The following is an 11,798-nucleotide window of genomic DNA, read 5'->3' on the forward strand; positions in this document are numbered from 1 at the left end:
GCCAGCCCCGGGCCGCTGGTGTTCTTCAACCTGGGCCAGGACACCTGGGCGGTGCGCTACATGATGAACCTGGACCACGACGAACAGCCGCTGTTCGTCAGCGGCGACGACCCCGGGCACCTGGACTCGCTGCCCCATGACTCCTGGGTGATCATCGCGCGCAAGGACCGGGGGCTGCTGGATAACACCTCCCTGGAGAATCAGTTGCCGGTGTTCGAGGGGCGGCTCAACGACAACCCCTGCCTGGTGTTCCAGTTGCAATAAGTGCTTGGCAGGGCCTGGGGCGGGCCGTATTTTGGCCACTGTCATCCGCGGGATAACCAGGGAGTGGTCATGCAATATCAGGTTCGTCCGGCCGTGCCGGCCGATGCTCCACAGGTCAGCCAGGTGATCCTGGCGGCCTTGCTCGCCAGCAATGCCCAGGACTACCCCGCCAGTGTGATCGAGCGGGTCCAGGCCAGCTTCACCCCCGATGCAGTGCGCCAACTGATGCAGCGCCGGCAGATGTTTGTCGCCCTGGTGCACGGGGAATTGCGGGGCACCGCCAGCCTCGACGGGCGTGCGGTGCGTTCGGTGTTTGTCGACCCGGCCTACCACGGCCAGGGCCTGGGGCGGCAACTGATGGCCGCGGTCGAGCAGGCGGCGCTGGATTCGGGCCAGACCTCGCTGGTGGTGCCCTCGTCGGTCACCGCTGAAGGCTTTTATGCCCGCCTGGGCTTTGTCCGGGTGCGCGAGCATTACGAGGGCGAGGAGCTGACGCTGATCATGGAGCGGGCCCTGGTGGCCGCCGAGACCGGGCCAGGGCTGGGCTGATTCAGGCCGGTTGCGCAGCAATCACCAACACTTCGATGCGGTAGTGCGGCTTGGCCATGGGCGCCTGCACGCAAACCCGCACCGGTGCCTGCACACCTTCGAGCCAGGCATCCCAGAGCAGGTTCATGGCCGGGTAGTCGGCCATGTCCTTGAGCCAGATCTGCGCGCTGAGCAGGTGGCCCTTGTCGGTGCCGGCCCTGGCCAGCAGGGCGTCGATCTGTTGCAGCACATCCTGCGTCTGGGTGCGGATGTCCCCTTCGGTCAATTGCGAAACCTGGCCTGCCAGGTACACGGTCCGGTTGTGGATCACGGCCTGGCTGAAGCGCGCGGTGGTGCCGATTCGCTGGAGGGATGAGGTCATGTCGAGGTCCATTGGTTCGTCCATTGGTTCAAGGGTGGAAAGGTCAGTTGTTGTCGCTCAGGCCGGCCCCGGCGCCCAGCAGGCGCGAGGCTTCGGAGGCCGGCACGTAGGTGCGGGCGGCCAGGTGATCGAGCTCGTGCTGGGGGCTGTCGCCCAGGTCCGGAATGCTGCCCGCCAGAGGCTTGCCGAGGGTGCCGGCAGGATCTGTGCAAGCGCAGCGCACCTGGGCGGCTGTGGCGGCGCCGAGGTTCTGCGCACGTACCAGCCAGGCTTCGCCCGAGGGGGAAAACTTCAGGCAGCAGCCGTTCCAGGACAGCTCCAGCCACAGGCCGAGCTGGCGCGCGGTGGCGCTGGCAAAGGGCAGCAGCAGTTGCGGGTGCGCCACCTGCCTGAGCTCGATGCGGCCGTTGCTGCGCAGCAGGTAGGCGTGGTCGCTCAGGGTCGCCCCGGCAATCAGCGGGCACAGGGCATGCCCTGGCACCTGCCAGGGCTCGGCGCTGACATCCGGTGCCAGTTGCTGGTAGGCACAGCCGTCATTCTGTCGCAGTTGCGTGGCCAGCACGCCGGGCCCGTCGAGGCCGTGGGCCGAGAGCCAGCGCGCGGCCTTGCCGGCTTCCTCCGCCAGGCCCCAGGACAGCCCGGCACCGCGGGCGGCTTTCTTGCACAGGCTTTCGATTTCATTCAACGAGGCATGCACGGCGCTGCTCCTGGCTGTCGAGGTTGGGGTAGGACCAGTCGTCCGCGGCCATCTGCCCCAGCTCATGGGGGAAGGGCGCGTTCTGGTAGAGGGTGATGCGTACCCAGCGATCCGAGCGCGGGTCGAAGTGGGTGGCGCCGAAGAACGACAGCTTGCAGCGCAGCAGGTCGATGGGCAGCAGCGCCTGGTCGATCAGGTTGTCCTGGATGTCGGCGTAGGGGAACGCTGGCGCCAGTTGCACCCGGCGCAGGCTGTGGCGATGTTCCGGGTGCCGCAGCAGGAAGCTGGCGACGCTTTGCGCGTCGCTCCAGCCGGGCAGGGCGGCTTGCAACTGGGCGATGTCCCGGGCCACTGCCAGGGGCTGCTCCAGGTCTTGCCCGGGCTCGGCAAAGCGCTGGCCGATCCGCGGTTCGAGTTTTTCCTCGGAGACGTACCAGAACAGCGCGCGGCTGGCTTGGCTGGAAAAGTCGATGGCCGCGACCCAGGAATAATGCTCGTCGAGTATCTGCCGCAGGCGGCCGATGCTCATGCTGCCGTCGACGCTGAAGCTGGCCTGCTCATCGGCCTGCATACCGGCGCCCAGCTCATCCACCAGGTGGCCGTAGGGCTCCAGCAGCAGCGACACCAGGCATTCCTGGGCTTCCAGCGACAGCGCGCCTTCGGCCCAGCGATAGAGTTCGTCCCAGGGGGAATCCTGCTCCAGGATGCCGCTGGCGAGATGGTGCTCCAGGCGCTGCAGGTCACCTTGCAGTTGCAGGATGCGGCCGTGTTGCAGTTCGTGCTCGGAGTGCCAGTGGCCGATGCCGGCCTGGGCCCGGGTGAGGAATTCGACGAACCGCTGGCGCTCCGCAGCCGATGGCTGGCGCACGGCGCGCACCCGTTGCAGGGCGGTTTCACGGGCCTGTACCCAGTTGTTCAAGAGCACCGGATGGTTCAGCAGGAACGGCGCCATGCCCAGCCCCGTGGAGTTGCCGATGCCCAGGCGCCGGCGCAGTTGCGGCTCCAGGGTCACCGCCTGCCGGGGCGCCCGGGCCTGGGCCAGGTGTTCCACCAGGTCCAGGGTGAAGGCGCGGATCAGGAACACGGTGAGCATTTCCGCCTGGAAGGGTGCCGCCAGCTCCGGCCGCTGGGCGATGCTTTCACGGTCGGCCGCGCCGAACTTGCCGCTGCCGTAGACCGCGGTGGTGCGCATCAGGTAGCCGACTTCATCGATGAACTCGCGCTGCGGCTGGCGGCCGGCAGCCAGGGCCTCGATCACATGGTCGAACAGCCGCACCGAACGGTTGGCCCGGGCCATGCACAGCTCGCGGGAGGAAATGCGCCCGGCTTCCTGCTTCGGCACATTGGCCTCCAGGCGGTCCAGGTCGGCGGCATCGGGGATGCCGTCGAACAGGGCGAAGGTGGCATCCCAGGCGGTGGCGATGACCCGGTCCGAGCGCAGTGCCGGGTCCAGGTCATGGGCGAAGGCCACCAGGCTGTAGCTGCGCTGCGGGCCGGTGGCGGTGTACACCGCACGGCCCACGCCCTGGCTGTCGAGGGTCCACAGCGGGCGCTGGAACTGCCAGTTTTCAGCCTTGAGGCGGCGCAGCAACTGGCGCATGAACGACAGCCGGGATTGGTGGAAGGCCCCCAGGCGCGCCGCCTTCATGACGCTGGCGGGTGGTCGCAGGTTCATTCAGAGCACCCCCTGTTCACGGGCCATTTGCCGGGCAATGCGGATCGCGTCCCAGACCGCCGGGAGGATCAGCAGCGACACCGGCACCGCAGTGATCACGATGAACGACTGCAAGGCACTGATGCCGCCCTCACCGAGGGTGATCAGGGTCGCCCCCACCAGGCCCATGCCGGCGCCCCAGAACACCCGCAGCCAGGCCGGGGATTCGGCGTGGTTGCTGCTGATGGCCATGGCCACGGTATAGGACATGGAGCCGGCGCTGGTGACCACCGAGAAGAAACTGAGGAACAGGAACAGCGCCGAAATCAGGTTGGGCAGCGGCATCGACTGGGCCACCCCGAGCAGCAGCGCCTCAGGTTGCACGCCGTGGCTGATCACGCGGCCCGGCGACTGCAGTTCGATACCGATCCCGGTGCCGCCCACCAGGGTGAACCAGAGCATGGTGATCAGCGGGGCGGCCACCGACATCAGGGTGATCACCTCACGGATGCTGCGCCCGCGGGAGACCTTGGCCACGTAGATACCCATCATCGGCGCGTAGCCGATGAACCAGCCCCAGTAGAACAGCGTCCAGCTGTTGAGCCAGGCGTTGTCATCGCGGTACAGGGCGGTCTGGAAGAAGCTGGTGACGTGCACCGCCAGGCTCTGGGCCAGGGTTTCGCTGAGGAACAGGGTGGGGCCGAAGATGAACAGGAACGCCGCCAGGCCCAGCATCAGCCACACGTGGACCTTGCTGACCAGCCGCAGGCCGCCCAGGCCCACCACACAGGACAGGGTGTAGATCACCGTCACCGAGAGAATCACCATGGCCTGGACCATGATGGTGTTCGGCACGCCCCACACCGAGTGCAGGACAAAGGCGATCTGCAGGCCGAGAAAGCCCACCGGGCCAATGGTGCCGGCCACCACCGCGATGATTGCCGAGGCATCGGCGAACACGGCGATCGGGCCCTTCAGGGCACGCTCGCCCAGCAGCGGATAGAGCAGGGTGCGCGGCATCAGCGGCAGGTTCTTTTCGTGGTGCAGGTACATGTAGACCACGGTCAGCAGGCTGCCGAGCACCGCCCAGGCCATGAAGCCCCAGTGCAGGAACGACTGGGATAGCGCGGCCACGCCGGCGGCGTCGCTCTTGGCCACGGCGCCGAAGTACGGCGGTGGGGCGATGAAATGCATCATGGGTTCGGCAGCGGCCCAGAAGGCGCCGCCGCCGGCCAGCAGGGCGCACATGATCATCGATACCCAGTTGAAGGTGCTGATGCTGGGCTTGTGCCCGACGCCGCCCAGGCGCACCCGGCCCAGGCGGGTGAAGCCGATGTACAGGCTGGCGCCGAAGGTCGCCAGCATCAGCACCTGCCAGTACAGGCCGAAGTAGTGGGTGCTCCAGGTGAAGGCGTGGCCGATCAGGCTGGAAAGGGTGTTCAGGTCTATCAGGGCAATGACCAGGAACAGCAGGAAGAAACCTCCGCTGATCCAGAAAATCGACCAGTCGAGGGTTCCAGCGGCGCGGCTGTGCAGCGAGCGGGTGTCGATCCCCGCTTTGATTTCGCCTGGAATTTCCATGGTGCCTCCGTGTTGCGTTGTCGATCGCTAATAATTGTTATGGGCGCATTTGTTGTTGTTAGTGCTTGGCGATGACCCTGTTCAGGCCGGACGTCAGGACAATCGGGAAACAGTCGGGGGCCTCAGACCGCGATCTCGTGAGGGTGGACGGCGGCACCTGCCTGGGCCTTGGCCGGAACAAAATTGTTCTCGAAGAAGCGCAGCCAGTTGCCGCCCATGATCGCGGCGACCTCCTGGGCGCTGAAACCCACGCCGTGCAGGCTCGCCTCGATGTTGGGGAAGTCGCGGTTGTCGCGGAACCAGGCCGGCTGCTCGGGGAAGCCCGGTTGCGCCTTGGAGCCTTCGCCGTAGTCGACATCCAGGGTCCAGCGGCCGACGCGCATCCAGTCCACCACGCTGTTGGGCTGGTCCTGGCACAGGTCGGAACCCAGGCCCAGGTGCTCGACGCCCATCAGCTCGGCGGTGCGCGCGATCATTTCGCAGAAGCTCTGCACGCTGCAGGCGCTCTTGTCCTTGAGGTGGTGCGGGTACAACGAGAAACCGAACATGCCACCGCTCTGGCCCAGGGCCTTGAGCACGGTGTCGGACTTGTTGCGCAGCGCCGCGTGCCAGAACGCCGGGTTGGCGTGGGTGATGGCGATCGGGCGCTCGGAGTGCTCGATGGCTTGCAGGGTCGAGCGTTCGGCGGAGTGGGACATGTCCACCACCAGGCCGACCCGGTTCATCTCCCGTACCACCTGCTTGCCCATGCGGGTCAGCCCCGGGTCTTCCTGTTCATAGCAACCGGTGGCCAGCAGCGACTGGTTGTTGTAGGTCAGCTGCATGAAGCGTGCGCCGAGGCTGTGCACCACTTCCACCAGGCCGATGTCGTCCTCGATGGGCGAGGGGTTCTGGAAGCCGAAGAAGATCGCCGTGCGCCCGGTCTGCCGTGCCAGGGCGATGTCGCTGGCCCACTTGCCGTGCAGGATCAGGTGCGAGTAGCGCTGGAACCTGCGGTTCCAGGCTTCGATATTGGCCACCATTTCGCGGAAGGTCTCATGGTAGGCGATGGTCACGTGGACCGCATCGACGCCGCCTTCGCGCATCTGCTGGAAGATCTTTTCCGACCAGTTGTCGTACTGCATGGCATCGATGCGCGGGCCGCGGCTGGCGAAGGTCTGGGGCAGGTTCATAGTGGCGCCCCTGCGGCGATGTAGCCGGTCTTCACGTGGGTGTAGAACTCCACCGCCGAGCGCCCCTGCTCGCGCGGGCCGTAGCTGGACTCGCCACGGCCGCCGAAAGGCACGTGGTAGTCGGTGCCGGCGGTGGGCAGGTTGACCATCACGCAGCCGACCCGGGCATTGCGGCGAAAGTGGCTGGCGCGGGCCAGGGAGCGGGTCATGATGCCGGCGGTAAGGCCGAAGCGGGTGTCGTTGACCAGGCTCAGGGCCTCTTCGTAGCTGCCGGCCTTGATCACGCAGGCGATGGGTGCGAACAGCTCTTCGCGGTTGATGCGCATGGCATTGCTGCCGCCAATGAACAGCGCCGGTGCCTGGTAGTAACCGGGGCTTTCCAGCTCCAGGCGCTGGCCGCCGGTGAGCAGTTCGGCGCCTTCCTGCTGGCCCAGTTGCAGGTTCGCCAGGTTGGCCTCCAGCTGTGCGGCGCTGGCCACCGGGCCGATCTGGGTGCCGGCTTCCAGGGCGTGGCCGACCTTGAGCGCCTGGGTTGCCGCCAGCAGTTTTTCCACGAAGGCATCGTGGATGCCTTCATGCACGATCAACCGCGAGGAGGCGGTGCACTTCTGCCCGGTACCGCCAAAGGCGCCATTCACCGCGCAGCTCACCGCCAGGTCGAGGTCGGCGTCATCCATCACTGCCAGGGCATTTTTCGAGCCCATTTCCAGTTGCACCTTGGTCAGGTTGGCGGCGGCCGAGGCGGCGATGCCCTTGCCCACGTCCACCGAGCCGGTGAAGGAAATGGCGCTGATGCCCGGGTGCTCGATCAGCGCCTGGCCGATCTCGGAACCGGCGCCCATCACCAGGTTGAACAGGCCCGCGGGCAAGTCCTGGCGGGCGATGATCTCGCTGAGAATCACTGCGCTGGCCGGGGTCAGGTTGGCCGGCTTCCACACCACGGCGTTGCCGAAGGCCAGGGCCGGGGCGATCTTCCAGCAGGCGGTGGCCATGGGGAAATTCCATGGCGAAATGATCGCCACCACGCCGATGGGTTCACGGCGGATATCGATCTCGATGCCGTCGCGCACCGAGTCGGCGGTCTGGCCCAACTGGCGCAGGGTTTCCGCAGCGTAGTAGGTGAAGAACTGCCCGGCGCGGTACACCTCGCCAGCACCTTCGGCCATGGGCTTGCCTTCTTCCCGGGACAGGGTCCTGCCGATTTCCGCAGAACGCTGCATCAGCTCCTGACCGATGGCCATCAGCACCTTGTAGCGTTGCTCGAGGCCGCTGCGGGCCCAGATTCGCTGGGCCTCGCTGGCGGCGGCAATGGCACTGTCCAACTGCGCCCGGGAGGCCTGGGCGTAGAGGCCGATCAGGTCGCGGGTGTCGGACGGGTTGCGGTTCTCGATCTCGCTGGCGCCCTTGAGCCATTGGCCGGCGATGTAGTTGTGATGGTTGTCGCTCATGAAATCCTCCAGGGCGGCACGCCAGGCGGGGCGTTGCCTTTGTGCGGTTCTGGGAGGATTATGAGTCGGCCTTGTATTAAGTAAATCTAATAAATTTTAAGGTTGTTTAAGTAAAATTTAAGCTATGCCTTTGCCAGCAGGACGCGCCGCCATGAGCATCAAGATCTCCAATTTGCAGTTTTTCGTCGCGGTGGCCACCAGCCAGAGCCTGACCCAGGCTGCCCAGCGCCTGCACCGCACACCGGCAGCGGTGTCGCTCTCGCTCAAGCAACTGGAAGAGGAACTGGGCGGCGCCTTGTTCGAAGGCGAGCGCAAGAACCAGCTCAGCCCGCTGGGGCGTTTCGTGCTGCTGGAAGCCCAGCGCGAACTGGCGCATTTCGACCGCACCATCAGCACCATCAAGACCTACGCCAAGGCCGAGACCGGCCTGGTGCGGGTGGCGGCGGTGCCGTCCTTCGCCATCACCCTGCTGCCGCCGCTGCTCAAGCAATTCCATGAACAGCACCCGCAGTTCCACCTGGATATCCGCGACATGGATTCCGAGCGAGTGGTGCAAGCGGTGCTCAGCGGGGACGTGGACATCGGCATCGGCACCGTACCGGCGAGCATCCCCAACATCGACCAGGACTTCCTGTTCTCCGACGCCTTCTGCGTGGTCTGCGCCAGCGACAACCCCCTCAACCGCCTGGCGCGCCCGCTGCGCTGGAGCGACCTGGACGGGCAGAACTTCATCAACAGCGGCCTGGGCGCCGAGATCAACGCCGCCGAGTTCCGGCACATCCGCGACCACTCGACCCTCAGCGTCAGAAACACCACCTCCTTGCTGGCACTGGTGGCCCAGGGCATGGGCGTGACCCTGCTACCGGAACTGCTCAGCCGTTCGGCAGCGGGTGACCAGTTGAAATTCCTGCGCCTGGAAGACCAGCGCATCGTGCGCTCGGTGAGCGTGATCACAGCCCCGCGAGAGACGTTGAACCATGCGTCCTATACCTTTTTGAAGGCGCTCAAAGGGAGCCGGTTTGCTTGAGCGGGCCGCTCCTACGGCACCGGGCTTGACTCAAGGCACCTGGGATGACTCCCGGGTGCCTGCCCCATCGAGCGACGCCTACGCCACCACCACCCGCCGTGGTCGCAGCCAGCCGATCACCACCGCGGCAATCAGCAGGAACCCCAGGTAGCCGAAGAACGGATAGACCTGCCCCACCAGGCTGATAAAACCCACCAGGCTGCCGACAAACGCCAGGGCGCCGGCGGCGATGGAGCCGAGGCGGAACTGTCGGGTGCCCGCCGGAAACAGCCGCGCAGAAAAGGAGTACAGGGTGCCCACGGCGGTGTTGAGGATCATGCAGAAGATGATCAGCGCCATCAGCAGCCCCAGGGCCGGGGAGACTTCGCTGGCGATCGACAGCATGGGCATCGGCAGGTCCGCCACGCTGTCCAGGCGTGACAGCAGGCCCAGGCTCATCACCAGCATCAGCAGGCCCAGCAGCGCACCACCGAAAATGCCGCCCCACATCGCCTGTTTTTCGCCCTTGGCCGCGCCGCCCATGATCGCCAGGATCGGCACCCCGGCCACGATGTTGTAGGACACGTAGAGCAAGGCGCCCAGCAGCCAGTGGCTGGCGCCGGCTTCTTGTTTGGCCGCCAGTTGATTGAGTTCGCCGAAGCTCAGGTCGCGGGTCGCGGCGCCATACAGGGCCACGCCCACCGCGGTGATGATCAGGAAGGGCGTCACCGCGCCGATCATGCCGATGACCTTGTGCACGTCCAGGCACACGATGGCGACCACGATCAGGGTCACCAGCACGCTGCCGGCAATGGCGGGAATGCCGAATTGCTGTTCCAGCAGGGCACCGCCGCCGGCCAGCATCACCACGGTCACGGCGAACATGAAGAAGGTGATCATCAGGTCCACCAGGGCCCCCAGGTGCTTGCCGCACAGGGCCTGCACCACGTCCTTGTGCGACGCCGCTCGCAGGCGGCTGCCCATGCTGGCCAGGGCCATGCCGAGGAAGGTGAACAGCGCCGCGCTGACCACCGCACCCGCCAGGCCCCAGGCGCCGAAGTCGACGAACATCAGCAGCAGTTCACGACCGGAGGCGAACCCCGCGCCGACAATCACACCGACGAAGGCGCCGGCGATCTTCAGACTTTCTTTCATGACGATTAGCCTCGATTTTTTGTTGTTATGTGGGGTGGACCACCCCGGCATTCATGGCCGTGGTGGTCCTGGGCATCGCACTTGAGGACTGGGGCGGGTGACTCAGTTTTCGCCGACCCAGGCCTGGACTTCGATCTCGACATCGACCCCCAGCGCCAGTTGGGCGCTGACGGTGGAACGCACCGGGAAACCGTTCTTGAAGTGGCGCTGGTAGACCTCGTTGAAGCCGGCGAAGTGCTGCATGTCGGTGAGCCAGACAGTGCTCTTCACCACCTGGTCGAAGCTGGCACCGCATTCGGCCAGGGTCTCGCCGATGCGCGCCAGGGCGGCTTCGGTCTGCACGCGGATGTCGCCGTGCACCACTTCGCCTTCGGCGCTCATGGGCACCTGGCCGGAGAGGAACAGGAAGCCGCCGACCCGGATCGCCCGGGAAAAGGGGTAGGGCAGGTGGCTGGGATAACGCTGGATGTCATTGGACATGGCAAGGGCCTCGTGGGCTGGGTGGGTTAACGCAAGCGAGCGGGGGCCAGGGCCTGGGCATCGACGCCCTGGCTCAGCAGTTCTTCGGGGACCGGTTGCCCCAGCAGCAGGGCGCAGGCCAGTTGCGAGACGCCGGCCGCCGACTGGATGCCGTAGCCGCCCTGGGCGGCGAGCCAGAAAAAGCCTTCGCAGCTGTCGTCCCAGCCCACCACCAGATCGCCGTCGGCGACGAAGGAGCGCAGGCCGGCCCAGCTGTGGCGCGGGCGGCGGATGCTCAGGGAGGTGACGTTCTCGATGTGGTAGATGCCGGTGGCGATGTCCAGCTCTTCGGGCATCACGTCCTGGGGCGGCACCGGGTCGGCATTGGCCGGGGAGCCGAGCAACTGGCCGGCGTCGGGCTTGAAGTAGAAGCTTTCGTCGATGCCGATCACCGCCGGCCAGCGGCTGAAGTCTTCATCCGGTGGGCCATCGAAGGTGAAGGCGCTGCGCCGGCAGGGTTGCAGGCCGATGGGGGCCACGCCGCACAGCTGGGCCACGTCGTCGACCCAGGCGCCGGCAGCGTTCACCAGATTGCGCGCCTGCAGTACGCGGCCATCACTGAGTGTGAGGTTCCAGTGGCGGTCTTCGCGGCTGGCCTCGACTATGTGCAGGTCGCACTCCAGCAGCCCACCGGCCCGGCGCATGGCCCGCAGGAATCCCTGGTGCAGGGCGTGCACGTCCAGGTCCTGGGCGGCGGTTTCCAGCATCGCCCCGGCGACGGCCTCGGGGCGCAGGCAGGGCACCAGGGCCCGGGCCTGCTCCGCCGTGATCAGGCGCACATTGGCGGAACGGGCGCGGGTTTCATCGTAGGTCTGCTGCAATTGGTCCAGCTGTTCCTCGCTGGCCACGTACAGGCAGCCACGGGGTTCCATCAACGGGTGATCGCAGAAACCCTGCGGCGGCCGCTGGTAGAAAGACCGGCTGGCGCGGGTCAGGGCCTGGATCTGCGGGGTGCCGTAGGCCTCCATGAACATCGCCGCCGAGCGCCCGGTGGCGTGATAGCCCGGCTGCGATTCACGTTCCAGCACCAGCACGCTGGCCTGCCCGGCCAGGCGATAGGCGAGGGAAGCACCGGCAATACCGGCGCCGATGATGACGAAGTCGAAGCATTGGTTCGCGTGCATGCCGGGGTTCCTGAATCGCTGGGAAATGACAGGGGTCAAAATTCTCACATACGAGAAATGTAAGATATGAGAATTTTCCAGTCAACCCGGGGTCATGGGTTAATATTTCGCCACGTGCCCCGGCTAGCGTCGCGGTTGCCCTTATTTGCCAGACAGAGAGCCTCAATGAGTTCCGACCGAGCCCAGCCCGCCTCGAGCTCCCACGCCCATCCACTGATCGACCGGACCCAGGTCGGCGCACGCCTGCGGACCATTCGTAAAAACCAGA

11 protein-coding genes and 1 pseudogene are annotated in these 11,798 nt (G+C 66.1%); 3 read left to right on the forward strand and 9 right to left on the reverse strand.

All coding sequences use genetic code 11. The annotated features are described in order from the left end of the window. Together F6S12_RS26485 and F6S12_RS26490 are read left to right on the forward strand one after the other, a co-directional pair. Positions 1-264 (forward strand): annotated as a pseudogene (locus F6S12_RS26485) (hypothetical protein); the annotation flags it as partial. A gap of 69 nt (positions 265-333) precedes the next feature. After that, positions 334-813, forward strand: a complete 480-nt coding sequence (locus tag F6S12_RS26490) for a GNAT family N-acetyltransferase (protein WP_041115866.1) — start codon at positions 334-336, stop codon at positions 811-813. A gap of 1 nt (position 814) precedes the next feature. On the opposite strand, the gene F6S12_RS26495 is transcribed toward F6S12_RS26490, so the two are convergent. The 6 genes from F6S12_RS26495 to F6S12_RS26520 form a co-directional block, all read right to left on the reverse strand. Further along, the gene (locus F6S12_RS26495) at positions 815-1,174 is read right to left on the reverse strand and encodes a RidA family protein (protein ID WP_174395817.1); all 360 of its coding nucleotides are present in this window, start codon (positions 1,172-1,174) and stop codon (positions 815-817) included. A gap of 43 nt (positions 1,175-1,217) precedes the next feature. Further along, a complete protein-coding gene (locus F6S12_RS26500; RefSeq protein WP_161467199.1) occupies positions 1,218-1,871 on the reverse strand; it encodes a DUF3726 domain-containing protein in 654 nt (217 codons plus the stop codon). Next, positions 1,852-3,546: a hypothetical protein gene (locus F6S12_RS26505; protein ID WP_015634085.1), complete on the reverse strand. Its 1,695-nt coding sequence runs from the start codon at positions 3,544-3,546 to the stop codon at positions 1,852-1,854. Before F6S12_RS26505 ends, F6S12_RS26500 begins: the two co-directional genes overlap by 20 nt. After that, positions 3,547-5,106 (reverse strand): BCCT family transporter, encoded by a 1,560-nt coding sequence (locus F6S12_RS26510; RefSeq protein WP_019092820.1) that lies wholly within the window; start codon positions 5,104-5,106, stop codon positions 3,547-3,549. A 122-nt stretch (positions 5,107-5,228) separates the two neighbouring features. Further along, positions 5,229-6,278 (reverse strand): membrane dipeptidase, encoded by a 1,050-nt coding sequence (locus F6S12_RS26515; protein ID WP_065364647.1) that lies wholly within the window; start codon positions 6,276-6,278, stop codon positions 5,229-5,231. Further along, positions 6,275-7,726: an aldehyde dehydrogenase family protein gene (locus F6S12_RS26520; RefSeq protein ID WP_072451324.1), complete on the reverse strand. Its 1,452-nt coding sequence runs from the start codon at positions 7,724-7,726 to the stop codon at positions 6,275-6,277. The genes F6S12_RS26515 and F6S12_RS26520 overlap by 4 nt, the downstream gene beginning before the upstream one ends. A 151-nt stretch (positions 7,727-7,877) precedes the next feature. Here F6S12_RS26520 and F6S12_RS26525 point away from each other — a divergent pair, with 151 nt between their 5' ends. Continuing rightward, positions 7,878-8,753, forward strand: coding sequence for a LysR family transcriptional regulator (locus F6S12_RS26525; RefSeq protein WP_077933323.1), 876 nt, complete (start codon positions 7,878-7,880; stop codon positions 8,751-8,753). Positions 8,754-8,831: 78 nt separating this feature from the next. On the opposite strand, the gene F6S12_RS26530 is transcribed toward F6S12_RS26525, so the two are convergent. The 3 genes from F6S12_RS26530 to F6S12_RS26540 form a co-directional block, all read right to left on the reverse strand. Further along, positions 8,832-9,887 carry a membrane protein gene (locus F6S12_RS26530; RefSeq protein ID WP_019092824.1) on the reverse strand — a complete coding sequence of 352 codons (1,056 nt, stop codon included), beginning with the start codon at positions 9,885-9,887 and terminating at the stop codon, positions 8,832-8,834. Positions 9,888-9,989: 102 nt separating this feature from the next. Continuing rightward, complete coding sequence (locus F6S12_RS26535; protein ID WP_015634090.1) at positions 9,990-10,367, reverse strand: RidA family protein; 378 nt, start codon at positions 10,365-10,367, stop codon at positions 9,990-9,992. A gap of 26 nt (positions 10,368-10,393) precedes the next feature. Continuing rightward, the gene (locus tag F6S12_RS26540; protein ID WP_315869488.1) at positions 10,394-11,530 is read right to left on the reverse strand and encodes an FAD-binding oxidoreductase; all 1,137 of its coding nucleotides are present in this window, start codon (positions 11,528-11,530) and stop codon (positions 10,394-10,396) included. Positions 11,531-11,798 lie beyond the last annotated feature (268 nt).

Origin of the sequence: Pseudomonas sp. JV245A (genome assembly GCF_032424515.1) — a bacterium.
Lineage (GTDB): Bacteria > Pseudomonadota > Gammaproteobacteria > Pseudomonadales > Pseudomonadaceae > Aquipseudomonas > Aquipseudomonas protegens.